At 68.6% G+C, this 26735-nt stretch carries 22 protein-coding genes and 1 pseudogene; 10 read left to right on the forward strand and 13 right to left on the reverse strand.

Features of this window, described 5'->3' with window-relative positions; genetic code table 11:
- Positions 1-86: 86 nt before the first annotated feature.
- Genes ABH933_RS05780 through glf form a run of 3 tightly spaced genes read right to left on the reverse strand, consistent with a single transcriptional unit; the run spans position 87 to position 3863 of the window.
- A complete protein-coding gene (locus ABH933_RS05780) occupies positions 87-668 on the reverse strand; it encodes a phosphatase PAP2 family protein (protein ID WP_429418241.1) in 582 nt (193 codons plus the stop codon).
- On the reverse strand, positions 665-2638 hold the full coding sequence (locus tag ABH933_RS05785) for a glycosyltransferase (RefSeq protein WP_429418243.1): 1974 nt from the start codon (positions 2636-2638) through the stop codon (positions 665-667). The genes ABH933_RS05780 and ABH933_RS05785 overlap by 4 nt, the downstream gene beginning before the upstream one ends.
- A gap of 28 nt (positions 2639-2666) precedes the next feature.
- Positions 2667-3863 (reverse strand): UDP-galactopyranose mutase, encoded by a 1197-nt coding sequence (gene glf / locus ABH933_RS05790; protein WP_429418245.1) that lies wholly within the window; start codon positions 3861-3863, stop codon positions 2667-2669.
- A gap of 187 nt (positions 3864-4050) precedes the next feature.
- Between glf and ABH933_RS05795 the strand changes: the two genes are divergently transcribed.
- The gene (locus ABH933_RS05795) at positions 4051-5337 is read left to right on the forward strand and encodes a hypothetical protein (RefSeq protein ID WP_429418247.1); all 1287 of its coding nucleotides are present in this window, start codon (positions 4051-4053) and stop codon (positions 5335-5337) included.
- 1 nt (position 5338) lies between these two features.
- Here ABH933_RS05795 and ABH933_RS05800 read toward each other — a convergent pair whose 3' ends face one another.
- From ABH933_RS05800 to ABH933_RS05825, 6 genes and pseudogenes are all read right to left on the reverse strand, one after another.
- A complete protein-coding gene (locus tag ABH933_RS05800) occupies positions 5339-5551 on the reverse strand; it encodes a hypothetical protein (protein ID WP_429418249.1) in 213 nt (70 codons plus the stop codon).
- A gap of 428 nt (positions 5552-5979) precedes the next feature.
- Complete coding sequence (locus tag ABH933_RS05805; RefSeq protein ID WP_429418251.1) at positions 5980-6777, reverse strand: hypothetical protein; 798 nt, start codon at positions 6775-6777, stop codon at positions 5980-5982.
- Between the two features lie 324 nt (positions 6778-7101).
- Positions 7102-7863, reverse strand: a complete 762-nt coding sequence (locus tag ABH933_RS05810) for a MerR family transcriptional regulator (protein ID WP_429418253.1) — start codon at positions 7861-7863, stop codon at positions 7102-7104.
- Positions 7864-7948: 85 nt separating this feature from the next.
- Positions 7949-8590, reverse strand: a complete 642-nt coding sequence (locus tag ABH933_RS05815) for an NAD(P)-dependent oxidoreductase (protein WP_429418255.1) — start codon at positions 8588-8590, stop codon at positions 7949-7951.
- A 188-nt stretch (positions 8591-8778) separates the two neighbouring features.
- Complete coding sequence (locus tag ABH933_RS05820) at positions 8779-9384, reverse strand: EamA family transporter (RefSeq protein ID WP_429419184.1); 606 nt, start codon at positions 9382-9384, stop codon at positions 8779-8781.
- A gap of 9 nt (positions 9385-9393) precedes the next feature.
- Positions 9394-9747, reverse strand: a pseudogene (locus tag ABH933_RS05825) (EamA family transporter); the annotation flags it as partial.
- 159 nt (positions 9748-9906) lie between these two features.
- Between ABH933_RS05825 and ABH933_RS05830 the strand changes: the two are divergent.
- Complete coding sequence (locus ABH933_RS05830; protein ID WP_429418257.1) at positions 9907-10407, forward strand: MarR family winged helix-turn-helix transcriptional regulator; 501 nt, start codon at positions 9907-9909, stop codon at positions 10405-10407.
- Between the two features lie 34 nt (positions 10408-10441).
- Here ABH933_RS05830 and ABH933_RS05835 read toward each other — a convergent pair whose 3' ends face one another.
- On the reverse strand, positions 10442-11431 hold the full coding sequence (locus ABH933_RS05835) for a GlxA family transcriptional regulator (protein WP_429418259.1): 990 nt from the start codon (positions 11429-11431) through the stop codon (positions 10442-10444).
- 52 nt (positions 11432-11483) lie between these two features.
- Here ABH933_RS05835 and ABH933_RS05840 point away from each other — a divergent pair, with 52 nt between their 5' ends.
- Positions 11484-11897: a cupin domain-containing protein gene (locus ABH933_RS05840; RefSeq protein ID WP_429418261.1), complete on the forward strand. Its 414-nt coding sequence runs from the start codon at positions 11484-11486 to the stop codon at positions 11895-11897.
- Positions 11898-12227: 330 nt separating this feature from the next.
- Here ABH933_RS05840 and ABH933_RS05845 read toward each other — a convergent pair whose 3' ends face one another.
- Positions 12228-13907: a SpoIID/LytB domain-containing protein gene (locus ABH933_RS05845; RefSeq protein ID WP_429418263.1), complete on the reverse strand. Its 1680-nt coding sequence runs from the start codon at positions 13905-13907 to the stop codon at positions 12228-12230.
- Positions 13908-14133: 226 nt separating this feature from the next.
- On the opposite strand from ABH933_RS05845, the gene ABH933_RS05850 reads away from it, so the two are divergent.
- The gene (locus tag ABH933_RS05850; RefSeq protein WP_429454921.1) at positions 14134-16803 is read left to right on the forward strand and encodes an N-acetylmuramoyl-L-alanine amidase; all 2670 of its coding nucleotides are present in this window, start codon (positions 14134-14136) and stop codon (positions 16801-16803) included.
- Between the two features lie 10 nt (positions 16804-16813).
- Here the strand turns inward: ABH933_RS05850 and ABH933_RS05855 are convergent, their stop codons facing one another.
- Positions 16814-17653 carry an HAD family hydrolase gene (locus ABH933_RS05855; RefSeq protein WP_429418266.1) on the reverse strand — a complete coding sequence of 280 codons (840 nt, stop codon included), beginning with the start codon at positions 17651-17653 and terminating at the stop codon, positions 16814-16816.
- A gap of 28 nt (positions 17654-17681) precedes the next feature.
- Positions 17682-18443 (reverse strand): hypothetical protein, encoded by a 762-nt coding sequence (locus ABH933_RS05860; protein ID WP_429418268.1) that lies wholly within the window; start codon positions 18441-18443, stop codon positions 17682-17684.
- Between the two features lie 152 nt (positions 18444-18595).
- On the opposite strand from ABH933_RS05860, the gene ABH933_RS05865 reads away from it, so the two are divergent.
- The 6 genes from ABH933_RS05865 to ABH933_RS05890 all read left to right on the forward strand — a co-directional run bounded on the left by ABH933_RS05865 (position 18596) and on the right by ABH933_RS05890 (position 26732).
- On the forward strand, positions 18596-19576 hold the full coding sequence (locus ABH933_RS05865) for an ABC transporter permease (protein ID WP_429418270.1): 981 nt from the start codon (positions 18596-18598) through the stop codon (positions 19574-19576).
- 150 nt (positions 19577-19726) lie between these two features.
- The gene (locus ABH933_RS05870) at positions 19727-20674 is read left to right on the forward strand and encodes an ABC transporter permease (protein ID WP_429418272.1); all 948 of its coding nucleotides are present in this window, start codon (positions 19727-19729) and stop codon (positions 20672-20674) included.
- Positions 20671-22560: a dipeptide ABC transporter ATP-binding protein gene (locus tag ABH933_RS05875; protein WP_429418274.1), complete on the forward strand. Its 1890-nt coding sequence runs from the start codon at positions 20671-20673 to the stop codon at positions 22558-22560. Before ABH933_RS05870 ends, ABH933_RS05875 begins: the two co-directional genes overlap by 4 nt.
- A 23-nt stretch (positions 22561-22583) precedes the next feature.
- The gene (locus tag ABH933_RS05880; protein WP_429418276.1) at positions 22584-24263 is read left to right on the forward strand and encodes an ABC transporter family substrate-binding protein; all 1680 of its coding nucleotides are present in this window, start codon (positions 22584-22586) and stop codon (positions 24261-24263) included.
- Positions 24264-24405: 142 nt separating this feature from the next.
- The gene (locus ABH933_RS05885; RefSeq protein ID WP_429418278.1) at positions 24406-26076 is read left to right on the forward strand and encodes an ABC transporter family substrate-binding protein; all 1671 of its coding nucleotides are present in this window, start codon (positions 24406-24408) and stop codon (positions 26074-26076) included.
- Positions 26073-26732 (forward strand): hypothetical protein, encoded by a 660-nt coding sequence (locus tag ABH933_RS05890; RefSeq protein ID WP_429418280.1) that lies wholly within the window; start codon positions 26073-26075, stop codon positions 26730-26732. The genes ABH933_RS05885 and ABH933_RS05890 overlap by 4 nt, the downstream gene beginning before the upstream one ends.
- Positions 26733-26735: the final 3 nt, after the last annotated feature.

Here is a 26735-nt window from a genome sequence, read left to right on the forward strand (position 1 = left end):
AGGGCTCTTTCCTGTGCGGTCACTACTCCACCTCGCTGGCGCTCGGCTCCGCCGTGCCCGGAGGTGCTGTGTTGTCGGTTCTCTCGCTACGCTCGTTCACTCAATCTCTTTTCGGCGGCTAGCACTGCTGCGGCTGATGCGGCGCCCAGCGCAGAACCGGCGAGCACGTCGGAGGGATAGTGCACTCCCAGGACGAGCCGGGAGAGCAGCATCGGAGGCACGAGCACCGCAGGCAAGGGTAGCCCGGTCAGCCGTCCGAGCAACACCGCCGCCGCCGTGGTCGAGGTGGCGTGCGAGGACGGGAAACTCAGTTTGCTCGGCGTAGAAACGTTGACCTGCACCGACGGATCGTGGGGGCGCGGGCGGCGGACGATTCTCTTGATGACGACCGACGCGGCGTGCGAGCCGAACGCGCCGACCGCGACGCCCGCCCACTGCCGGCGCCGTGGCTTGTCGACCAGCGCACCCAGCGCGCCGATCGCCATCCAGCCCAGGGCGTGCTCCCCGAAGTGGGACATCCCGCGCGCGGCGGCGACCACCCGCGGGTCGCGGCCGATGGTGCCCTGCACGGCGTTGAGGATTTTCACCTCGGCCGAGCGCTCCTGCGGGTCGGGCACGACGTGCAGGCCGAGCGCGTGGCCCGCCGCATCGGAGGCGGTGGCTGTCATTTCCTGGTCTCCTCTGTGCTCGGGGCGATCCCGAAGGCCTGCTCCCAGGCCGCGGTGCTGGTCAGCTTCGCGTGTGCGGCACGATACTGCTTGCGAACCTCGGGGAAGCGCTCGGCCAGCTCCCGCCGCAGCCGCATCGCCTCCTTGAACAGCGCCAGGGCCTGGCGCGGGTCGCGCTTGCGGTAGACCACGCCGCGTCCGTCGGCCGTGGTGACGGTGACGCCGTCGACCTGCGAAAGCAGGAACCAGCGCGCGTCGAGGGTGGGGACGTTCAGCTGCGGGATCTCGTGGTGCTTCGGGTTGGCCTTGCGCACGTTGTGCAGCATGCCCTTGCCCAGGCGCGCCACCTTCGCGATCGGGTTGCCCGGCTCGCCCACCGCGCCGACCTCGGCGTGCGAGGCCAGCGGCAGTTCGGTGGACGAGGGCAGGATCACCGCGTCCGGGAACTGCTTGCGCATCGCGTGCACCTTGCCCAGCGCGGTCGGCAGCAGGCCGAACAGCTTGTCCGGACCCGCCAGATAGTCGCGGATCGCCTCGTTCTGGATGGCGACCGTCGAATACTCCAGGCACAGCAGGTGTTTCAGGGTGGCCTTGATGGTGTTGACGACCATCGGCCGGCCGTCGTTCGGCAGGTGCAGCGACGCCACGACCAGGCGGTTGCGCAGGTGGAAGTAGGCCTGCCAGTCGATCGCGTCGTCCTTGTCGGACCAGGCCATGTGCCAGACCGCCGCACCCGGCAGGGTGACCGTCGGGTAGCCGTGTTCCCTTGCGCGCAAACCGTATTCGGCATCGTCCCACTTGAGGAACAGCGGCAGCGGCTGGCCGAGCTCCTGCGCGACGGTGCGCGGGATGACGCAGGTCCACCAGCCGTTGAAGTCCACATCGATGCGGCGGTGCAACAGCTTGGAGTTATCGCGGTCGCGCAGCGGGTTCTTGGCGAAGTCGTGGTCGTACTCGACGTTCGGGGCGGCGGTCCACATGAAGATCGAGCGGTCCACCACCTCGCCCATGACGTGCAGGTGCGAGCGCTCCTGCAGGTTGAGCATCTGCCCACCGGTCAGGATCGGCGAACGGGCGAAGCGCGAGAAGGCCAGCGCGCGCAGAATGCAGTCCGGCTCGATCTCGATGTCGTCGTCCATGTAGACGATGTACTCGGCGTCGGTGGTCTTCAACGCCTCGTACATCACACGGCTGTAGCCGCCCGAACCGCCCAGGTTGGGCTGGTCGTGGATGGCCAGGCGATCGCCCAGCGGCGCGGCGGCCTCGGCGAAGCCGGGCTCGTCCACCACCTTGCGGGTGCCCTGGTCGGGAATGATCACCGCCTGGATCTTCTCCAGCACCAGCGGATCCGAGCCAAGGGCCGCAATGGTTTTCACCGCGTCGCCGGGGCGATTGAAGGTCGGCATGCCGACCGCGATGCTGCCCGCGCCCGGCGCCTCGATCGGCGCGTACCAGCCGCCGCGATGCAACTGCACCGCCGAATCGGTGGTGATGTCGAACCAGATCCAGCCGCCGTCCTCGAACGGTGCCAGCTCCACCTCGAATTCCACTGCTGTCGTGGTCATCTCCGCGAGCTCCGCGGTCAGCTCGGCGGAATCCAGCGAACCGGTTCCGAATTCGCGGCCCTGCACGTGGATTCGCGAGCCGTCCGCCTTGGAGCGGTACACGTCCACCCGGCCGTGGCCGGACAGCTCCAGCCGCAGCACCACCGAGTTCAGTACGCTCCAGCGCCGCCAATAGCTGGCGGGCACGGCGTTGAAGTAGGTGCAGAACGACACCTCGGACTCGGCGCCGATCGACAGCGAGGTGCGCGAGATCGCGTGTGCGCGCCGGGAGTTGGTCTCGGACTCCTCGAGGTACAGCTTGCGCACGTCGAGCGGCTCACCCGGCCGCGGCAGGATGATCCGCTGCAGCAGCGAGATCGCGCGGGTGGGGGTCGCGGTATGTTCCAACGTCACTTGTGCGGTCATATCACTTCCTGCGGAAGATGTTTCGGGCTCACTCGTCCGCGGCGGCCAGCGGGGCGCCGGATTCGAGGTGGGGGCGCAGCGTGTTGTCGAACATGCTCAGCGCAGAGCCGATGGCCATGTGCATATCGAGATACTGATAGGTGCCCAGCCGACCGCCGAAAAGCACCTTGGCCGTGGCGGTCTCGTTCTTGGCGAGCTCGCGGTAGGCGACCAGCTTCTCGCGGTTCTCGGTGCTGTTGATCGGGTAGTACGGCTCGTCACCGGTCTGCGCGAAGCGGGAGTACTCGCGCTGGATCACCGTCCTGTCGCCCGGATAGTCGCGCTCGGGGTGGAAGTGGCGCGGCTCGATGATGCGGGTGAAGGGCACGTCCCCGTCGTTGTAGTTCATCACCGAGGTGCCCTGGAAATCACCGGTGTTCAGCACCTCGGTCTCGAGATCGATGGTGCGCCAGCCCAGTTCGCCCGCGCTGTAGTCGAAATAGCGGTCCAGCGGGCCGGTGTACACGACCGGGGCGTCCGGGCTCTGGGCACGGATCTCCTCGCGCACCTCGAACCAGTCGGTGTTCAGCCGGACCTCGATGAGCTCGGATTCAGCCATCTTCTCCAGCCACGCGGTATAGCCGTTGCGCGGCAGGCCCTCGTAGGCGTCGTTGAAGTAGCGGTTGTCGAAGGTGTAGCGCACGGGCAGGCGGGTGATGATGCCCTCGGACAGTTCCTTCGGATCGGTCTGCCACTGCTTGGCCGTGTAATCACGGATGAACGCCTCGTAGAGCGGGCGGCCGATCAGCGAGACGGCCTTCTCCTCGAGGTTGGAGACATCCTTGGAGTCGACCTCCGCGGACTGCTCGGCGATCAGCGCGCGGGCCTCGTCGGGGGTGAAGTAGCGGCCGAAGAACTGCGACAGCAGGCCCAGGCCCATCGGGAACTGGTACGCCTGGCCCTTGTGCATCGCGAACACCCGATGCTGGTAGCCGGTGAACTCGGTGAACTGGTTGACGTAGTCCCAGACCCGCTTGTTCGAGGTGTGGAACAGGTGCGCACCGTATTTGTGCACCTCGATACCGGTTTCCGGATCGGCCTCGGAGTATGCGTTGCCGCCCAGGTGGTAGCGCCGTTCGACGACCAACACCCGCTTACCTAACTGGGAGGCGGCCCGTTCGGCGATGGTCAGTCCGAAGAATCCGGAGCCGACAATGATGAGATCGAAGGGAGATGCGACGGTCACGGGTGCCCAGCGTATCGGAAGTCCGCGCGAGTGCCCGGTGGAGTCGCGTACTGGGCCGCCGCAAGCGCCGCGACGGGGGAATTTTCGGTCCCGGCCACCAGAATTTCGCACGCAGTTGCCGAAGCCGGATCCAACCGGACACCGAACTGATATGTCATCGATTTGAACGTACGACCAGTTTATTTCTGTGACATCACTCCGTGGCAGCGTCGCCGCGATCCGACAGTTCGACCGGAAGACCTCTCATATGCGGATCCCTGGCTCCCCGACCCCACTCCTGTGCGCGCTGACCCTGTCGGCGGCGCTCGGCGCCGGCCTGCTGGCCCCCGCGGTCGCACACGCCGACGACCTCGGCACGCTCGGCGCCGTCCCGGTGGCCGATGGCACCGGGACGTGCGCCCACGGCGCACCCACCGTCGACGACGTCGTCACCGAGGCCGCCTCCGCGGTGCGTACCGTGATTCCCGCCGACCAGCTGGTCTCCTACGACCGGCAGGTGCAGGATTTCCGCCGCACCATCGCCGCCGTGCGGGTGCACCGCGACGGGCTCCCGACCGACCCGACGCAGCGCCCCGGGCGGCTCGGACAGCTCGACGATCCGATCGTCACCTATGTGGTCAACGGCCTCGACGCCATCCGCACCGGGCGCCTCGACCACACGATGTCGGTGTCGCGGCTCACCGTGAACGACGTCATCGAGGTGTTCATCCTCGCGAACCGGATCGTGAAGATCCCCGCCGCGATCCTGTCCGGGCTGGTGCCCACCGCGGGCTTCTTCCTCAGCTTCATCGTCAGTGCCGCGTTCAGCGGTGTGCAGTGGCTCGCCCGCCGGGTGCAGGCGCAGATCCGCGCCACCTGCCTGGCGCCCGGCAGCTATCAGCGGCTGCATCTGGACGGCGCGGACTTCCCCGACGAGCACATCGCGGTGCCCGGGCCGATCGCCGATCTCGCCCGGCAACTGGTCCTCGCGGGCCCGAAATGCACCCCGGTCTCCGATCTGACCACGAGCACGGTGGTCGAGCGCGCCCGCGCCTTCCTCGAGCACACCGATCTGCAGATCGACCACGCCGCGGTGAACAGCACCGCGGCCGGAGTGCAGGAATTCCTGCGCGACAACCGCATTGCCAAGGCCGCGCTGCTGCGCAAGACCGATCAACTCGGCCCGATCGTGGACTACCTGGACTACGGCCCCGTCACCTTCCTGGCCAACCTGGGGTTCGACATCTACGAGGGCAAGGCGCTGGACACCGTTCCCCTGTCGGATACGACGGTGGAGAACGCGTTCGACCTCACCACCGTTGTGCTCGACACCACCAGCCTGCTGCTCAGCGGCGCCAGCGTCGTCGCGGGGTGGACCGGCGTGGCATCGACGGTTCTCACCCCGCTCGGGATTGCCGAGACCCTCGCGTTCGCGCCCGAGTACTACGGGGCGCCGATCGTGCGCGGGGTGATGCAGTCGATGTGCGCGGTGTGAATTACTGGCCGTAGTAAGGGTATTGGAGTTGAGGGGCGTACATCGCCGCGGCGGCGTACGCCCGGGCTTCACGGGCCTCGATCCATCGGCCGGTCGAGCTCATCGCCGCCATACAGAGGGTGAGCAGTTCCAGGACGAACACGATCGATACCCCGATAAGCGTCGCGCCGAAATCCGCCCCATCCAGCCCGTAGACCGCGGTCCCATAGGCCATTCCGATCAAACCCCCCACAATGAACAGGCCGCTCGTGGCAATGATTAGGAACTGTCCGACTCGTCGACGGCAGAACAACAGGACCGCGCCTGGGAGGTACCCCGCGGCAAGAGTCGCCAAGATAATCAGCATGATGATGCCGAATGCATCGGATGACTCACCGTGGACCTTAGGCGTTGTGCAACGACATTGTTCCTACGACAGTCTCGACAAGGCACAGCAGGCCCTGCACCGCCGCAAGGATTCCAGCGGTGATCGCGGTGCCGCCACCAGGCTTCTTCGCCGGATACCCGGGCTGCGGAAAGCTCGGCTGACCGTATCCCTGCGGCGGATAGCCTGCGTAGCCGGAATTTTCCTCGGCGGCCGCATCGTTGCGATGCGGCCGCCGAGGTGAATGTCATTGTGCGCCGGAAATTTTCGGCCTTCGATCAGAACGGCCGCGGGGGCTGCTGGCCGTAGGCCGGCTGCGGGAATTGGGGCGCACGGCCGACCTCGCACCAGCGCCGGGTGGAGCCGGAGAGGGTCAGGAAGAGCATCAGGCCCGCGATCAGCAGGCCCGGGATGGCGAAGACGGCGGACAGGGCCACGCCCGAGGCGATTCCCACGATCGCCCCGATCAGGCCACCGAAGGCGCCGAAGCCGGACAGGATGACCAGCATGATGCGGCCGGCGTTCTTGTGATTCAGCAGCAGGATGCCGGCGAGGATGTACAGCAGGGCGAACAGGCCCTCGACCACCGCACCGAAGTAGTAGCCGCCGGAGGCGACGCTCTGCTGCGGCATCGACACCCCGGTGCCGCCATTCTGCGAATCCAGCGAACTGAGCTGGCTCTTGATGGCATCCAGATTCTCCTGAGCGACGCTCAGCTCGTGGATCGTGAAAACGATCAGGCCGATCCCGATGAGCGCCATGACGATCGCTAGCAGGCTCGCGGTGATCGCGGTGCCGCCGCTGGCAGCCTGTTGCGCGCTACCGGGTTGCGGAAATCCCGGCTGCTGGGGAAAACCCGGCTGCTGCTGGGGAAAACCGGACGGCTGCGGATATCCCGGTTGCTGGGGCGACCCCGGCTGCTGCGCGAAACCCGACTGCTGCTGTGGATAACCGGGCTGTTGTGGATAACTCGGTTGCTGGGGATATCCCGGCTGCTGCGGATAGCCGGGCTGCTGACCATACGGCTGCTGCGGATTCCCGCCGCCGTAGCCGGGCTGGCCGTACGGGTAGCTCATGACGTGTCCTTCTCACTCGGCTGCCCACCCAACGGGTGGTCGTCGGGTTGCGAATCCGGCTGGCCTGCGAGTGGTGTTCCCCGGGTCCTCCCCCTGTGCTGAGCGAACTGTACCGCGCGACGCCCGGCCCGGGCGATGTGAAAGCCGACCGACCCGTCTGTCCATCGGTCCAGCCTCGAGCGCCGGCCGATCCGCCGTCATTCCTCGGACACCGTTTCGACGAACACGCACGGACAGCTGATCACTCGGCCCGTAAGTCGGTCGATGAAGCAGGCATGCCCGCACACCAGGGTGTGCGGGCATACCTGCATTTCCGTGAGCCTCCTATTTCAGGTGGGACTCCGCGTAGACCCGCATGGCGTCGCGCACGAACTCGGCCGTACCCGCGCCGTGCTTGTCGTAGTTCGCCGCGAAACGCGGGTCCGCGACATACATGTCGCCGAGGCCGGTGAAGGCGCAGGCGTCCGGGCGCTTGCCCTGCCAGCCGATCGCGATCCAGTCGTAGTGACGCTGGACGACGGCCTGCACCTCCTCGGCGCCCGGCGCCAGGCCGGCCGTGTGGGCGCGGCCGTAGTCGGCGGCGATATCCAGGTGGGTCTGCTGGAGCGCCTGCTTGTCGGCCTCGCTGATCGAGCGCCACCAGCGGTCACCGCTCTCGTACGCCTCCCTGCCCCAGCGTTCGATCACCTCGTCCTTGTACCGGGTGTGATCGAAGCCGTCGAATGTTTCCGAAGCCATGAGTGGCTCACCTGCTTCCGTCTTGCGCAATGTGGTGTGCACCGACGCGATCTGGCGCGCGATCCGATCCTGCTGCTGCCGCAGCAATTCCAGATGCGTGCGCAATGCGGCCGCCGTATCCTGCTCTCCCGCAAGAACTTCGGCGATGACCGGCAGGCCGAGGCCGAGCTCGCGCAGCAGCAGAATGCGCTGCAGCCGCACGAGCGAGCCCTGGTCGTAGTACCGGTAACCGTTGGCCCCGACCCGGCTGGGCGGTAGCAGCCCGAGCTCGCCGTAGTGGCGCAGTGTCCGGCTGGTGGTCCCGGCCGCCCGGGCCAGGTCCTGGATCGACCATTCGCCCTGTACCACCGCAACCTCCCTGATCACGTCGATGAAACCAGCATGCAAGTTGACGTTACGTCAATGTCAAGACGGAATCTCCGCGGAGCAACGGTCAGTATCCGACGGTGAATCGCGTGCGATGGTGCTTGGGCCGCTCAGCCTCATCGAGCAGCGCGACGGCGAAGTCCTCCATGGAGATGAACGAGTTCCCGTCCGCATCGCTGAGCAGCTCATCGGAGCCGATCCGATAGACCCCGCGCCGTTCGCCGGGCTCGAGCAGGGCGGGCGGGCTCAGGTAGGTCCAGTCGACGGGACCGTCGCCGTGCGCGTGGAATTCGCGCCACTGCGCATCGCACGCCGACGCGATCGGCATCAGATCATCGGGGAACCCGGGCATCTCCATCACGGTCCTGCCCTCCCCGGGCACGATCAGATTGCCCGCACCCCCGACGACCAGCAGCCGGACCTCGGCGGACGCGAGCCCCGCCAGCAACCCCACCGCCACGTCGACCAGTTCGCGCTCGCGCCCGACGACCGGCCGCGTCGCGCTGATGACCAGGTCCCGCCTGGAACTCAGCTCCGACACCACGCCGGGATCGGTCGCGTCACCCGCCCGCACCTCGACCTCCGCGGGCAGCCCGCGCAGCCGGTCCGCATCGCGGGAGACGGCGGTGATGCGATGCCCCCGCGACAACGCCTCGGTCACGACCCGGCTTCCGACCGCTCCGGCGGCGCCAAACACGGTGATGTGCATAACTTTTCAACTCCTGTAACTGTTGAACCAACCCTGGCGGATGCGCCGGGGCTGTACGGGATCACCGAACCGAGAGGTGCCGTCCACCGCATCGGTCCGGCGCTGAATCACGCCCGGACGACGGATCCAGCATTCCGGCGATCACTGCACCGTTCGGAGACGTTGTCCCGCCACCGGCCCGCTACGATTCACAGCGGTCCTTCTCCGACAGTCGCGCCGTACTCCCGGCCGGCCCGCTCCGCCGCTTCACGATCCTCTGCAGCCACCTCCTGGTGCTCCGGAACATCCTGCGCCACAACATCATTGCCGCCCTTCCGGGGAGCCTGCGCCGCCTGTTGCTTCCCGGCGCCGATCTGCCCCATCAGCGTTCCGCCCAGCGCGATCGCGATGCCCGCCACCTGCAGCGGCGACAGGCTCTGGCCGAGCGCGACCCAGCCGATCACGGCCGCCGACAGCGGGCTCAGCAGCGTCAGGAATGCGACCGAGGTGGCGGGCAACCGCGACAGGCCCCGGAACCAGATCCCGTATGCCGCAGCCGTTCCGATCACGCCCAGGTAGAGGTAGCCGCCGATGTTGCGGGCGTCCAGCGCGGGCGGCGCGCCCTCGATGATCAGGGCGAGCGGCACCAGCAGCAGGCCGCCGGCGGTGAGCTGCCAGCCGGTCAGCGCCAGCGGGCCGACACCCTCGGGCCGTCCCCAGCGCTTGGTCAGCACGGTGCCCGCGGACATCAGTGCGGCACCGACGATTCCGGCCAGCACTCCGATCGGGTCCAGCGCGGCCCCGGCCCGCAGCACGACCAGCGCGACGCCCAGGATGCCGACGACACCGGCAATCAGCTTGCGCGCGGTCGGCCGCTCGGACAGGAACAGCGCGGCGAAGCCCTGCGCGAACAGCGGGCCCGCCGCCGAGAGCACCGCGGCGACACCGCCGGGCAGCCGGTAGGCGGCCAGGAACAGCAGCGGGAAGAAGGCGCCGATATTGAGCGTGCCGAGCAGGGCCGCGCGCCAGATCCATTGGCCGCGCGGCAGCACCCGCGTGATGGCCAGCAGCGCCAGACCCGCGGGCAGCGCCCGCATCAGGGCGGTGAACATCGGTCGGTCGGGGGGCAGGAATTCGGTGGTGATCGCGTAGGTCGAGCCCCACACCAGCGGCGGAAGCGCCGTGAGCGCGAGGGCAGCGCGGTGGCCGTGGGTCCGATACGAGTGTTCGACATCTTGTCTCCATGTTCATTATCTCAACGTTGAAATAACACGACGGCGGGCCGGGGTATTCCAAGTAGGTCAACGTTAAGATTCTTTCCATGCAGAGGAATGCCGATGGGTGACGCGGTAGACCTGATCACGGCCGCTTGGGCCCGCGAGCGGCCGGATGTCGACACCGACCCGATGGCCGTCGTCGGACGGCTCACCCGCCTGGGCCGCATACTCGACCGCGAGCTGCAGAAGTTCTTCGTCGCGCACGGCCTCGAGCGCTGGGAGTTCGACGTGCTCGCCACGCTCCGCCGCTCCGGCAGTGAGCAGGGCCTGACCGCGGGCCAGCTGAACCGGGCGGCGATGATCACCTCGGGAGCGATCACCAACCGTGTCGACCGCCTCACCGCGAAGGGCCTGGTCCAGCGCACCCCCGATCCCGACGACCGCCGCTCGGTCCGGGTTCAGCTCACCCCGGCCGGACGGGACAGGGTGGACGATCTGCTTGCGGCGCACATGGACAACGAGGAGCGGCTGCTGGCCGCCCTCTCACCGGAGGATCGCAGTCAGCTTGTCGGGCTGCTGCGCACGCTGTCCGAATCACTGGGCGACACGACGCTGACCTGAGGCCATCGACGCGGCCGCATCGAGCGTTGCCGGCTCAGCCGACCCCGAGGCCGAACCGACGCCGGTAGGCCGAGGGCGTGAGGCCGGTGTGGCGCTGCATCAGCGCACGCAGGTTGGCCGCGGTACCCAGCCCGCTGGCCCGGGCCACGGCATCGAATCCGAGCTCGCCGCCTTCGATCAGGCGGCATGCGTATTCGAGCCGCTCCCGGGTGAGCCAGGCCAGCGGCGTCGTCCCCAGTTGCATCCGGAACCTGCGATGCAGCGTGGCCTGACTGACCGCGGCCCTGTCGGCGAGCGCCGCGACGGTCAGCGGGCGGTCCAGACGCTCCTGCGCCCAGACCAGCACCGGCGCCAGCGATTCGTCGCGGACCTGCGGCACCGGGCGTTCGATGAACTGCTTCTGCCCGCCGTCGCGATGGGCGCCGAAGACCAGCCGCCGGCTCACGGAGTTCGCGATGTCCGCCCCGTGGTCCCGTCCGACGATGTACAGCCCCAGGTCGAGGGCCGCGGCGCTCCCGGCGGCGGTGAGAATGTCGCCGTCGTCGACGAACAGCACATCCTCCTCGATCACCGCCCCCGGAAACCGCTGGCGAAACAACTCCGCCCACTGCCAGTGCGCGGTCACCCTGCGCCCCTCCAGCACCCCGGCCTCGGCCAAAGTAAAAGCCCCGCTGCAGAATCCGACCAGTCGTGCGCCGCGGGCATGGGCACGCCGGATCGCCGCGAGCACCGCGGGCCGGCGCGGCACCTCGATGTCCGGGCGATTCGGCACGATGAGCGTGTCTGCCGTATCGGCCGCGCTCAGGTCCGCGACGCCGGTCAGCGTGAAGAAGCCGTCCCGCATGAGCGTGCGCGGCCGCGGCGCGCACAGCCTGAAGTCGTACAGCTCGCGCCCGAGCTCGGGGCGGCGAAGTCCGAACACCTCGATGGCGCAACTCAACTCGAAGGGATTCGAGTTCTCGTCGACGATCACCACGACCCGGTGCGCCGCCGAGCGCCCACCTCGAGAGGAATCTTGCGCCATATGCGATTTCTAGCACTCACACCCGATCCCCTCAACCCCCGACGATGAGACCATGAGCAACGAACCGATCGAACTCGCCGCAGCGCTGGCCTCCTTCGATACCCTGTGGAGCCCGCGAATCGTCGCCGGTGTCAACGACTACGACGTGCGCGTGGCGAAGATCCAGGGCGAATTCGTCTGGCACTCACACGCCGACACCGACGAGTTCTTCCTCGTCCTGGACGGCGAGATCGACATCGCACTGCGAGAGGCGCAGGGCGAGCGCACCGTTCACCTCCCCAAGGGCTCGGTGTTCGTGGTCCCCAAAGGCACCGAACACAAACCGATCTCACGAGACGGCGCATCGATCCTGCTGTTCGAGCCCACCGGAACCCTGAACGTCGGCGATCAGCACGACGAGGTCCCGGACTACGTGGATGCCACAACGGGTCACGAACTCGGCAGTGGGGCGACCACATCCAGCTGATAATCCGCCTCTGCGGGCCCGCGGCGGCAGATCGCCGAAGTCGGGCGGCGCGAACCACGTCGGATCCTCCGGGCGGCGCGAACGACCCGCCTGCTCGTGCCGCCACTCGAATGGGCCGGTCGGGCATGCACAACCGCCGCGAACACCTCCCTAGAGCGGCCTGCCGTCCGTCGGCAGCGCCCTCACCCGTCGCAATCCTGGTCGCACGTGCCCCCGCGGGCGGCGGTGGCGCTCCGCGGACCCGGGCGACAGGCGGCGCCGCGGGGAGTGCAGCGACCGGCGGCACTCCAGCGGGTCGGTGCGCCGCGGCGATCGGTGCGGCCTGGGAGATCAGCCACCCGCAGCCAGCGCGTCAACCGGTGGCGCAGCGGTGATCGGCGGCGCGGCAGCGACCGGTGCCGGGCCCGCCGCAGCGTCGGAGCCCGGGTTGGCAGAGGCATCCGTAGTGAGCACCGTCGCCCCGGGATCCCCACCGGGCACCCCGGGGCTCGTCCCGGGACCGTCCGCCGCCGGAGCCGCGGATGGCGCGGGATCAGGTGTCGCGGGCCCAGGCGGGGCCGGCTGCGCGGGAGCGGGCGCGGGACCGGCGGGATCGAGAGCAACCGGGGGTGCCTGAGCCGGTGTCGCATGGTCCGGCACCGATTGCGGCGGCGCGGCCCGCGGGGCCTGCGCCGGGGCCTGATCGGACGCGCCGCCCGGTGGGGCCGATGCGGGCGGGGGTGTGGGGGTGTCCGCGGCGCCGGGGGTGCCCGGCGCGGCATCGGCCGCCGCGCCCGGCGCCAGCTGCATCAATGTGGTGAAGTCGACGACCTGTGCACCCAGGGCTGGGGTCGCGACGATGACACCGTTGCGGTACAGCTGGAAAGTGCCCTCGCGGCCGGGCAACTGCGAGACCGGTCCCAGTGCGGCGCCCAAAGGACCTGCGGGACCGCCGGTTTGGGCGTACTTCGCATCGACCGCACTGGTATCCACCGAGGCGCGCTGCGCGCCGTCGGCCGTCGGATCCGGCGGCGCGGGGGCGATGGCGGGCAGCAGCTGGTCGGGAGCGGGGCCGATGGCCATGGTGGTGATATCGCAGGGGTGTCCGCCGTTGGGCGCGGAGGAGTATTCCGTGCGGAGCAGGTGGCCGTCGCGCAGCAGCACCTGCCCGGCGGTGTCGCGCACCGCCGCGTCGCTGCGACCGTCCTCCCGCTCGGTGCCCGAATAGGCCTGGCAGTCCTGGGTGTCACAGGTCTGGGCATAGGGGTAGCGCGTTTCGGCAAGGGCGTAGGAGCGCGCGGCGATCGCCTGCGCCCGCAGCGCCTCGGCCCCGCCCCGATCGGCCCAGCCCGCCGACATCTCAGTGGGCACGACGCCGCGCAGGTAGTCCTCGGTGTCGACCTCGTTGACCGTGCGAATATCGTTGGCGTCCAATGCGACTCCGAGCGCGCCGCGGTACTCGCCGCCGCCGCAGAGCTTCAGATGTTCCGCCGCGGGCCGATCGGCGCCCGGATCGACCGGATAGGCCCACGGCTTGTCCGTGGCCCCCTGCCACACGGTGTCCCCCGCGCAGCCCGCGGTGATGGTAACCGCCGCGCCCCCGCCGGGCGTCGGCGTCAGATGGACGGCCTGTCCGGGGTCGACGTGGCGGTCCGCGACGGTCAGGCCGGAATCGGAGTAGACGGCGAGGGGCTGGCTGTCCTGTCCCATCAGCCGCACCCGCACTCGCGTCGGCGCGATCGTGGCCGGCTGGGCCCCCGGGTAGTAGTACTGCAGGATATTCATGGCATTCATGCCCGACTGAGCCTTGCCGAACGCGCCGAGCTGGCTCATACCGCGGCCGTGTCCCTCGCTGACCCCGGCGGCCGGTCGGACCGGATCGCCGTGCGGCCACGCCCAGTACACGGCGACACCGCCGACCGACGTCGCAACGACGACCACGCTCACCACCGCGACACGCCGATGCCACCGTCTTCGTAGTAGCTCCCCGCGCCGCAGCGCGGCAATCCCTCGACGTTTCGTGCGTGTCATCGTGCACTCCCCACGGCTTCCGCGGACCGGACCGACCGAGGCGATCACGTTTCTGATCGGAACCCTGACCCGCTGGATGGCTATCTGAAAGCTACATTCGAGTTATCCTACCTAAGTCTCTACATAAGGTTTAGATTTGTGACAGTTGGGACTAGTGTGACGCCAGATCCGTCAGGAATCAACCATCTCCTCCTGCTGACGGTCGCCGGTTCTACCTGAATGGGAGATGCTCGTGCCGCACCGCAGACCGAAACGATCGTTCGTCCTGCCGGTTGTCACCACGCTGGCGGTGGCCGCGCCACTGGCCGCGCTCGCCATGCCGGAACGGGTCGAATACCGCAATACGGATAACAGCGATCTTGCGGCTATTCCGGCGCAACTCGTCGAGATCGGGCTCGCCCAGGCCCCGGACGTGGTGCTGCCGCTGCGCGAGCTGACCGGCCTGAACCTGCCGGACCTGCATCTGTCCGACCTCCGTCAGCTACCGCTGCCGAAGTCCGTGCAGATCCCCCAGGGGCTGCCGCTGCCGCCCGGCGTGCAGCTCCCCGCATCGATCCCGCTCCCCCAGTTCAACCAGCCGCAGGCGGGCTCGCCGAGCCAGCCCGCGCCGCAGGGCTCGTTCGCACCGCTTCACCAGCCCGGAATGCAGCCCCCCGCCGCACCGCAGCTGCTGCCCGGCGTCCAGCTCCCCGGCGCACCGCAGTCCCCCGGCACCCCGCCGCCGAGCACACTGCAGACGCAACCGGGCGTCCAAGCCCCGGCGGCGACCCAGCCCGGCGCGCAGTCCCCGGCACCCCAGGGCCAGCTCGGTACACAGAATCCCGGTGCGCCCCAACCCAACTCGCAGGCCCCCGCCGCTCCCCAGGCACCGGCCGCCCCGGCAGCACAACCCAACGCCCAGAGTCCCGCCACACCGCGGACGCAACCCGTCCCACAAGCTCCCGGTCGCTCCCAACCCCAGCCCGGCGCCGCCCCGGCTCCAGGCGCACCGCAGGCCCCCGGCACCCCGCATGCTCCCGCCGCGCCCCCGGCACCGGCTCGCACGCGGAATCCCGCCGCACCGCAGGCAAGGTCGATCGCCCAGCCCCAGGCCGCACCGCTGGGCGCCTACACACCCCAGCTCCCCGCGGCACCGGAAAGCCCTGCGGCACCACAACTTCCGGGCGCCGCCCCAGCTGCCCCGTCCGTACCCGCGCCCGCCGCGCCCGCACCCGCACCGGCCGCTTCACCCGCACCCGCCGCCGACCCGGCACCGGCGGTAATTCCCGGAGCCGACCCCAACGCCCCGGCACTCGCGCCGGGCGCGGTCGCGCCCGACCTGAGCGGCAAGGTCGGGGCCGAGGTCAAAGAGCTCACCCGGGACAAGCCCTTCAGCATGGTCGCGCTCACCGCGAAGGATATGGACGGCACCACCGCGCTGATCCGGTCGCGCAACGCCGATGGCGGCTGGGGTCCCTGGTATCCCACGTCACGGGTCGACACCGGCGGCAGCGACCACGGCTCGACCGACAGGGCCGGCACCGAGCCGATCTACGTCGGCCTCACCAAGGCCGTGCAGGTCCTGGTGACGCACGAGGCCTCCGGCACCGTGCCGCCCGGCGTGACCCCGGCGCGCTCGGACGATCCCGAGCTGATCGGATCGCCGGATCTCTCTGCCGTGCTGATCGATCCGGGCCGCGTCGCCGCGGATGCGACCCTGTCCACCGTCGCCGCGCCGCTGCCCGGCGGCGGGCCGAAGGTGATCACCCGCGCCGAGTGGGGCGCGGATCCCTCGCTGCTGTGTGACAAGCCCACCTACGACGACGGCCTCGGCGGCATCGCCGTTCACCACACGGACGGTCGCAACGACTACACCCAGGCCGAGTCCGCGGGGATCGTGCGCGCCATCTACGCCTATCACGCAAAGACGTTGCACTGGTGCGACATCGGATACAACGCGCTGGTCGACAAGTACGGCCAGATCTTCGAGGGCCGCGCCGGCGGGCTGGACAAACCGGTCGAGGGCGCGCACGCGGGCGGCTTCAACGAGAACACCTCGGGTGTGGCGCTGATGGGCGACTACCAAACCCAGACTCCCAGCGATGCGGCGATCCAGGCGCTCGGGCAGTTCATCGGCTGGCGCGCCAGGATGGCCGGGCTGAACCCGCAGGGCACCACGACCATGTATTCCGAGGGCACCCAGTACAGCAAGTACAACCAGGGCCAGGCGGTGAAGCTGCCGATCGTCTTCGCACACCGCGATGTCGGGCGGACGACCTGTCCCGGCGACGCCGCCTACGCGATGATGGACCGCATCCGCAAGATCGCCGCGCAGACGGCCGGGGCGGTCGACACGAATCCCGGCACCGATGCGAAAGCCGCTGCACCCAGCGGCAACTCGGCCCTCACAACCAATACCGGTGCGGGTACCCAGAATTCGGGCACGACACCGAAATCCCAGCGCACCCAGGACGATATCGCCACGCTGGCGTCCCTGACCACCAAGCTGCTCGGCATGGTCAACCACAATGCGGTCGCGAAATACTGGGCCGCACAGGGCGGCCCGAACAGCCACCTGGGCGCGGTCGCCGCCGAGCCGCGGCCGACGCCCAACGGCGGCCAGGTGGCGAGATTCGTCAACGGCTACGTCTATGCCGCCCCGGACGGCGCCATCATCGAGCTGGCCGGCCGCCTCCTGGACCGCTTCATCCAGCTCGGCGGCGACACCGGCCTACTGGGCCTGCCGCTGAAGGACGCCTACCCGATCCCGGACGGCATGCGCAGCGACTTCCAGAACGGCTCGCTGATCGTGAACACGATCACGGGACTCGTTACGACGCTGTACAAGATCTACAGCGAGACCGGCAACCCGATCGCCCAGCCCGGTCCGACGCCGAAGCCCACCGGCGGCCCGTAACCCTTACCCTTCAGCTCCACCAGCGCTCGAGAATCCGTGCCACTCCGTCGGCGGAGTTCGACTCCGTCACCTCGTCGGCGGCGGCACGGGCATCGGGGTGGCCGTTGCCCATCGCTACGCCGTACCCGGCCAGGCGGAGCATCGAGACATCATTGGGCATATCGCCGAAAGCGAGGATAGCGCTGTATTCCACGCCCACCCGCTCGGCGACGAAGGCCAGCCCGGAGGCCTTGGTGACGCCGGGAGCGGACAGTTCGATCAGCCCGTTGTTGGTCGAATAGGTGACATCGGCACGGCCGTCGAGGTGCGGCGCCAGCGCGGCGTGCATGTCGGCGCTGGTCGCACCGGGTAGTCGGATCAGCATCTTGATGGCCGGGGCCGCGACGACCTCGGCGCGGGCGACCTGGGTGTCGTCGGGGTTGAGCCAGGCATGTTCATACTCGGGCGAACTCACGAATTGCGGGGTCGCGGCGTCGTGCGCGCTCTCACCCACCCGCTCGGCGGCCAGCCCGCAGCCGGGCAGCACCCGCTCGGCGAGCTCGGCCAGCGCGGCCAGGCTGGCCACGTCCAGGGAGCTGTTGTGCAGGATGCGATCCGAGGCGCTGTCGTAGATCACCGCTCCGTTGCCGCAGACGCACAGCGGCGCGAAACCCAGCCCCTCGACGACGGGATCGATCCAGCGCGGCGGGCGCCCGGTGGCGAGCACGAACTGCACCCCGTCGGCGACCAGGGCCGCCACCGCGGCGCGGGTGCGCGGGGTCACCTGCTCGTCCTCGTCGATCAGCGTGCCGTCGACGTCGGTGGCGACCATCTTCGGTTTCGGCAGGTGCAGGCGAGTCACCCATTCCATCCTGCCCGAAATGCCGGTCCGGATGTAATCACAATTCGGGACGCCGCCAGGGGCTGTCGTCCGCCGCGCCGGCGACCGGGGGAGCGGCGGGGAAGGGCGGTGGCGCGGCGGAGTACGGCGCCGGACCGTTCGGCGGCGACGCGGGCTGCGCCGGATACGGCGGCAAGGCGCCCGGTACCCACGGCTGTGCGCCCGGCGGCGCGGCGGGACCGGGATTCGGAACCGGCCCGCCCGCAGTGGGAACGGGGCTCGCGGGCGAAGCCGGGGCGGCACCCCCGGGCGGCGAGGTGAGTTGCTGCACCGGCGCCTGCGCCAGCCAGCGGGTGGTTGCGGGCAGCAGCGTCAGCACGATCGTGGCGATGGGGAACACCAGCCCGAACGAACCGCCGACGAGCCCGAGCCTGCCCGAGGCGCTCACGACCACTCCGCCCGTTATCGCCACGCCGATCCCGGCGATCCCGATCAGGATCGCCAGCGCGCAGCCCGCGAGGACCAGCATCCGCCCCATCTGCGCCCGCCGGAACAGCCCTATCGCCCCCATCGCGAGCAGCGCACCGCAGACCACTGCGAGCGCCCCGACCACCAGCATGTAGGCCGGATACCACGAGATGTTGTACATGCCGTTGATCTCGTTGTCCTGGGTCATAGCCAGCACCACTTGCACGAGCCCGCCGAACACCTGTCCGACCGCTCCGAGGGATGCCAGCACGCCCGCCGCGATCGCCGTTCCGCCACTGGCGTTCTGCTGTGGATACGGCTGATATTGCCCCGGATATTGCTGATAACTCATCGATCGGCCCCCTTGTCCCGGCCACCGTACTGCTCGCGGTGACGATCCCCGCAGAATATCGCGGAATAGTGTTCACCAGGCACCGTGCGTAACACGCCCGCTCGAGCTTCTGTCCCTATGATCGGGGGCTAGTAACCGACCCGAGGGGACTGATGACCGGCTTTCTGCTGCGACGCGCGGCGAATTACGTCGTGCTACTGGTGCTCGCGTCATTCCTGACGTTCGCGCTGGCATCGCTCACGTTTCATCCCCTGGACAGCCTCGAGCAGCGCAGCCCCCGCCCGCCCCAGTCGGTCATCGACGCCAAGGCCGCGGAGCTCCACCTCAACGAGCCGATCCTGCCCCGCTACGGCACCTGGGTGAAGGGCGTGGTGCTGCACGGCGACTTCGGCAAGACCCTGGCCGGGCAGCCCGTGACCCAGGAGCTGGGCCGCCGGATCGGGGTGAGCCTGCGGCTGCTGGTAATCGGGTCGGTGGTCGGCACGGTACTCGGGGTGCTCATCGGAGCGGCGGGCGCGATCCGGCAGTACCGGTTCAGCGATTACTTCACCACGATCGTATCCATGCTGCTGCTCAGCACGCCGATCTTCCTGCTCGCGACCCTGCTGAAATACGGTGCGCTGCAGATCAATCTGGCCGCCGGGCAGCAGATATTCCTCTATACCGGTGAAACCTCGGCCGCGGCGGTGAACGGGTTGTGGAACCAGATCGTCGACCGCGCACAGCATATGGTGCTGCCGACCCTCGGTTTGGCCCTCGGCTCGATGGCCGGTTACAGCCGCTATCAGCGCAACGCGATGCTCGATGTGCTGCAGAGCGATTTCATCCGCACCGCGCGCGCCAAGGGCCTCACGCGAGGGCGCGCGCTGTACAAGCACGGCCTGCGCACTGCCCTGATCCCGATGGCGACGCTGTTCGCCTACGGCCTGGGCGGCGTGATCACCGGCGCGGTGTTCACCGAGAAGATCTTCGGGTGGCACGGCGTCGGTGAATGGCTGGTGGACGCGATCAACGCCCAGGACCTCTACATCGTGGTCACCGCCACGGTGTTCGCCGGCCTGGTGATCCTGATATCCGGCCTCCTGTCGGACATCGTGTACGCAATGCTCGATCCCCGGGTGCGTGTGTCGTGACGGAGCGCAGCGAGGGAACCACGAGCACAGCCGCCTCCGGCACAGCGGAGCCGAGCGCTAGCGAGGTGGAGCTGTGACCGAGCGCAGCGAGGGAACCACGAGCACAGCCGCCTCCGGCACAGCGGAGCCGAGCGCTAGCGAGGTGGAGCTGTGACGGACGTGGAGCTGCTGGCGGGCGGCGCGCCCGAGCCGGCCGCGGCGGGACGCTGGAAACTGGTGTGGCGCAGGTTCCTGCGCAACAAGCCGGCGATCGCGGGCGCGATCGTGCTGCTGCTGATCGTGATCGCGGCCTTCGCGCTGCCCCCGATCCTGCCCTTCGACTACAAGCATATGGACTACTCGGCCCTGTACCAGGCGCCGAACCCGACGCACCCCTTCGGTACCGACGGCAACGGCGAGGACGTCCTCGCGCAGACGCTGCACGGCCTGCAGAAGTCGCTGATCATCGGCTTCTGCGTGGCCATTCTCGGCTCGATCGTCGCGGTGAGCGCCGGATCGGTGGCCGGACTGCTCGGCGGCTGGACCGACCGGGCAATCATGTGGCTGGTCGACCTGCTGCTGGTGGTGCCGAGCTTCATCATCATCGCGATCTTCTCCCCGCGCACCAAGGGCAGCAGCTCGATTCCGCTGCTGATCCTGCTGCTGGCGGCGTTCGGCTGGATGATCAGCGCCCGCATCGTGCGCGGCCTGACGCTGAGCCTGCGCGATCGCGAATTCGTCCGGGCCGCACGGTATATGGGCGCCTCGACACGCTCGGTGATCGTCAGCCACATCGTGCCGAACGTGGCCTCGTTCCTCATCATCGACACCACCCTGGCCCTGGGCGGCGCGGTGTTGTCCGAAACCGGGCTGAGTTACCTGGGATTCGGTGTACAGCCGCCGGACGTGTCGCTGGGCACGCTGATCGCGGCGAATCCCGGCTCGTCGCTGACCTTTCCGTGGTTGTTCCTGTTCCCGGGCGGCTTCCTGGTCGCGATCGTGTTGTGCGCCAACCTGGTCGGCGACGGCCTGCGCGACGCGTTCGATCCGAGTTCCGCGCGCGCCCGGGCACGGCGCAAGGCGGACGAGCCGAGCAAGCAGAAGGTAAAGGCGTCATGACGGACCCGACGGGCATCGAGACCCTGAACGAGGGCGCTCGGCAGGTCACGACCGCGCCCCTGCTGGAGGTGTCGGACCTGCACGTGTCGTTCCCGGGCGAGGAGGGCCGCATCGATGCGGTGCGCGGGGTCGACTACTCCGTCTCCGACGGCGAGGTGCTCGCGATCGTCGGGGAATCGGGTTCGGGCAAGTCGGTCTCGTCGCTGGCGGTGATCGGCCTGCTCCCCGATCAGGCGCGGGTGCGCGGCTCGATCCGGTTACGCGGCAAGGAATTGCTGGGCATGGACGACCGGCAGCTCTCGACGCTGCGGGGCAGCCGGATCTCCATGGTGTTCCAGGATCCGCTCTCGGCGCTCACCCCGGTGTACCGAATCGGCGATCAGATCGCCGAGGCCCTGCTCGCGCACGGGAAGATGAGCGAGAAGGAGGCGGCCCAGCGCGCGGTGGAGCTGCTGGATCTGGTCGACATTCCCGAGCCGGAGGTGCGGGCCCGGGCGTTCCCGCACGAGTTCTCCGGCGGCATGCGCCAGCGCGTGGTCATCGCCATGGCGATCGCCAACGATCCGGAGCTGATCATCTGCGACGAGCCCACCACCGCGCTCGACGTGACGGTACAGAAGCAGGTCCTGAACCTGCTGCGCAAGGCCCGCGACATCACCGGCGCGGGCGTCATCATGATCACCCACGACATGGGGATCGCGGCCACCGTCGCCGACCGGGTCGCGGTCATGTATGCCGGGAAGATCGTCGAAACGGCCGGCACCGCAGAACTTTTCCGGTCGCCCCGGATGCCGTACACGGTCGGGCTGCTCGGGTCGATCCCGCGCATGGACGGCCCGCCGCGCGCGCCGCTGATTCCCATCGTCGGATCCCCACCTGCCATGCATGCGCTGCCGCCCGGCTGCCCCTTCGCGGTGCGCTGCCCGGTCGCCATCGACGAATGCCGCGCCGCGGAACCGCCGCTGCAGGACATCGACCCCGGTCATCGGGCCGCCTGCATCCGCACCGCAGAGGTCGGCACCGTCGACCTGTTCTCCGCCTACCAGCGCGAGATCACCGAGCCCGAGCGCGAGGCCACCACGGACGACCATGTGGTACTGCGGGTTTCGGACCTGACGAAGGTGTTCCCGATCACCCGCGGCGTGGTGTTCCGCCGCCGCACCGGCGAGGTGCGCGCGGTGGACGGGATCAGCTTCGAGGTGCGCGCGGGGCGCACCCTGGCGCTGGTCGGCGAGTCCGGATCGGGCAAATCCACGACGCTCACCCAGATCCTGGACCTGGCGCGGCCGGAGGCGGGCAGCATCGAGGTGCTCGGCAGCGACGTCGCCACCCTCACCAAGGCCCGCCGCCGCGAGATCCGCGCGAAGATGCAGATCGTCTTCCAGGACCCGTCCGCCTCGCTGGATCCGCGGATGCCGATCTTCGACGCGCTGGCCGAGCCACTGCGCATCGCCGGACGCTCGCGCGAGCAGATCCGCACGCGGGTACCGGAACTGCTGCGGCAGGTGGGCCTGCGGCCCGAACACGTCGATCGCTATCCCGCCGACTTCTCCGGCGGGCAGAAGCAGCGCATCAATATCGCGCGGGCCCTGGCGCTGGATCCGGCGATCCTGGTGCTCGACGAGCCGGTCTCCTCGCTGGATGTCTCCATTCAGGCCGGGGTGCTGAACCTGTTGCGGGACCTGCAGACCGAGCGCGGTCTGTCGTATCTGTTCGTCTCCCACGATCTTTCGGTGGTCCGCAACCTCGCGCACGACATCGCGGTGATGTACCGGGGCAAGATCGTCGAATCCGGTCCGGCCGAACGGATCCTGAACGACCCGGAGCACGAATACACTCGCGCCCTCATCGACGCCATTCCCGTGCCCGTCGTCGGCATGAATTGACCCGTCCCGAGGTAGGAGCAACCGTGAAGAGACGCACATTCGCCAAGGCCGTTGCGGCGGCCGCGGTTTCCACCGCGTTCTCCTCGGCGGCCTGTTCCTCCGGGGGCAACACCCCGACCGGATCGACGGCGATCGGCACCACGAACGACATCAATCCGCGCCCGCCCGAACAGGTCCGCGAGGGCGGCAACCTCCGGCTGGCCATCACCGCCTTCCCGTCGAACTGGAATGTGCAGTCCGCCGACGGAAACAACGGGGAGGTGGCAGATCTGGTGCGCTGGATGATGCCGCGGGCGTACCGGGCCGACGCCGCGGGCCAGCTCACCGTCGACCCGGACTACTTCACCGACATCAAGCTGACCTCCACGAATCCGCAGCAGGTCGTCTACACCATCAACCCCAAGGCGGTCTGGTCCGACGGCACCCCGATCACCTGGGAGGATCTCGCCGCCACCTGGCAGGCCCTCAACGGCCGCGACAAGCGGTACCTGATCGCCATCACCAACGGCTTCGACCGGGTGGCGAAGGTCGAGCGCGGCGTCGACGACCGGCAGGCCGTCCTCACGTTCAGCACGCCGTACGCCGACTGGCGCGGGCAGTTCGCGGGCAATTCCATCCTGTTCCCGAAGTCGGTGACGAGCACGCCCGATGCGTTCAACCACAGCCTGGTGGACCACATCTCGACGACGGCGGGGCCGTACGTCGTGCAGTCCACCGATCGCACCCAGGGCCGAATCGTACTGGCGCGCAATCCGAAATGGTGGGGTGCGCCGCCGAAGCTGGAGACCGTCACCTACAGCGTGCTGGACCAGTCCACCTGGGCCGCGGCCTTGCAGAACAACGAGCTCGACGTGGCGCGCCTGGCGAACCTCAACGGCATCCGGCTCGTGCGGGCCACACCGGGCGTCAGCATCCGGCACGCCCCGGCGAATCTGTGGCGCTGGATCACCTTCAACGGCGCGCCCGGCTCGATCCTGACCGATCCCGCACTGCGCGTGGCCATCGCGAAGGCGATCGACCGGCAGACCATCGCGAACGTCACGCTCAACGGTCTCACCGACCATCCGCGGGTGCTCAACAATCACATCTTCGTCGAGGGACAGCAGGGCTACCAGGACAATTCGGCGCCGGTCGCCTACGACCCGGCCGCCGCGGCGCGGCAGCTCGACGCGCTGGGCTGGAAGCTGCAGGGCGACGTGCGCGTGAAGGACGGCAGGCAGCTGGTCATCCGGGACGTCATGTACAACGATCCGCTCTGGGTGCAGGTCGCGAAGATGATCCAGCAGGATCTGGCCAAGGTCGGCGCCAAACTCACCCTCGACACCAGGCCCGGCCAGAACTACTTCACCGACGTGATCATTCCGGGCGACTTCGACGCCTCGCAGTATGTGCTCAGCGGTGATGCGTTCGTGTACAACAGCATTCCGCAGGAGTTCGGCTTCTACCCCAACAATCTGCAGGGCAACTACGGCCGCATCGGCTCGCCCCAGCTGAACGACCTGATCGATAAGACACTCACCGAACTCGACCCCGCCAAGGCCATTGCGCTGGCCAACCAGGTCGACGCCCAGATCTTCGCCGAGGGCCACTCGCTGCCGCTCACCCAGGATCCGGGCAACTGGGGAACGCGCGCCACCCTCGCCAATATCGGGGCCCCCGGACTGGCCTCGTACGACTACACCAGAATCGGCTTCGTTCAGTGAGCGGAGCGGAGCGGAGCGGAGCGGAGCGGAGCGGAGCGGAGCGGAGCGGAGTGAACCAATGAAGCCAGCGCGCCAGACGCACGACGGAGCCGAGCGCCAGCGAGGTGCAGTCGTGAGTTTGTCCCGACGGAAGGATCGATCCATGCGGATTCGTTCGAAAGTTGTCCCGCTCGCGATCCCCGCGGTCGCGCTCGGATTGATCGTGTCGGGATGCAGTTCCGGCGGCGGCAATCAGGTCGCCAACGTCAACGTGGGGACGACGAACGACATCAACCGGCAGGATCCGGGCACCCTGCGCGACGGCGGCAACCTGCGCCTGGCGATCAGCTCGTTCCCGGCCACCTTCAACAACCTGCACATCGACGGCGGCGACGCCGACGTGGCCTCCATCGTCGATCCGCTCATGCCGGAGCCGTTCGTCAGCAACGCGGCCGGTGAGTTGTCGGTCAACCACAACTATTTCACCGACGTCAAGCTCACCAACACCAATCCGCAGCAGGTCACCTACACCATCAACCCGAAGGCCGTGTGGTCGGACGGCACGCCCATCACCTGGGCGGATCTGCAGTCCGAGGCGCACGCGCTGGGCAGCGCCGCACAGGGCTTCCAGGTCAGCTCGACCCAGGGCTTCGAGCGCGTGGCCAAGGTGGAGCGCGGCGCCGACGACCGGCAGGCGGTCGTCACCTTCAACAAGCCGTACGCCGAGTGGCAGGGCATGTTCGGCCCGCTGTACCCCAAGTCGGTCACCGAATCCCCGCAGACCTTCAACGATGTCGACCGCAACGACCTGAAGGTGAGCTCGGGCCCGTTCGTCATCACGAACATCGACAAGACCCAGGACCGAGTCGTGCTGGGCCGCAATCCCAAGTGGTGGGGCGCGACTCCCAAGCTCAGCACGATCACCTTCACCAGGCTCGATCAGAGCGCGGTCCTGGGCGCGGTGCAGAACAACGAGATCGACTACACCTATGTGTCGGGGCTGGCGAATGTGGTGGCGGCCAAGGGCACACCGGGCATTGTCGTGCGGCGCTCGCCGGAGCCGAGCTGGAGCCACATCACGTTCAACGGCGCGCCCGGCGCGCTGCTCGCCGATTCCACACTGCGGATTGCGATTTCGAAGGCGATCGACCGGCAGGCGATCGTGACGCAGGCGCAGACCGGCATCGTCGACAATCCGAAGCCGCTGAACAACCACGTCTTCGTGATGGGCCAGAAGGGCTATCAGGACAACTCCGCGCCCGCCGCGTTCGATCCGGCCGCGGCGGCAAAGGATCTGGACGATCTGGGCTGGAAGCTGAACGGCGATGTCCGGGAAAAGGACGGCAAGAAGCTGGAATTGCGCGATGTGATGTTCGATCAGAAGGAATGGGTCGACACCGCCAAGATCGTCCAGCAGGACCTGGCCAAGGTCGGGGTCAAGGTGGACATCCAGACGGTCCCCGGCAACGGGCTGTTCACGAACGTCATCGATCCGGGCAATTTCGATCTCGCGCAGTTCAGCTGGGGCGGTAGCCCCCTGCCGCTCACCGCGCTGCCGCAGATCTACGCCTACGACCCGAACAATCTGCAGGGCAACAAGGCCCGCATCGGCTCGACGCAGCTGAACGATCTGATCGAGAAGACCATCTCCGAACTTGATCCGGCCAAGGCCAACGAGCTGGCCAACGAGTGCGACAAGATGATCTGGCAGGAGGGCTATTCGCTGCCGCTGCAGCAGGCTTCGGGCACCTACGCCACCCGCGCCAACCTCGCCAATATCGGCGCCTTCGGCCTGGCCAACGCGGACTGGACCAAGGTCGGCTTCCAGAAGTGATTTCCGGCTCGGGCCATCCCCTGGCCTATCCGGTGCTGACGACGCTCGGCGCCCTGGCGATCTGCCTCGCCTGGGCGCCGTACGCCGATCTGGAGCAGCTGAGCATGCTGGGAGCGGTGGCGGTGGTCGTGCTGTGCTACAGCGCCTTTCGGCTGGCGGTGGCGTCGGGGGTATTGCCCTGGCACACGCCCGCGGCCGGGCGGGCACAGTGCCGGCGGGTGCGGCAGCAGCATCGGCTGCTGAGCCGGTCCTGGCTGGAATTCACCGCGGACGGCGTAACTCGCTGGCTGCCGGTGTATTTCGATCCGGCGCTGGTCACGTTGTGCGATGCGGTCGCCGAATTCGGCAACGGGACGGTCGAACTCGGTGAGCTCCGGCTGTACCCGTCGGGCGCGGTGCGCACGAAGGAGCCGATCGGGCGCCTGCACGACAATCCCACCCGCCCGGACCCGGACGGCCCGGACCACGCCGCGGCCTCGGCTCGCCTCACTCGCCGCCTACTACTGGATGCCCAATTCGCCATCGCCGCACCGTTTGCCGGACTGTTGTGGGTGTACGTAGCGGGCGGCGGTTTCCCCGCCTTCGCCGGTGCGGTGACTGTCGCCGCGGGTGTCTGCATCTGGTTCGCGGCCATTCGTGGCTCAGACCCGAGCTGAGCT

The sequence above is a fragment of the Nocardia sp. GP40 genome, from assembly GCF_050434125.1.
Taxonomy (GTDB): Bacteria; Actinomycetota; Actinomycetes; order Mycobacteriales; family Mycobacteriaceae; genus Nocardia; species Nocardia albiluteola.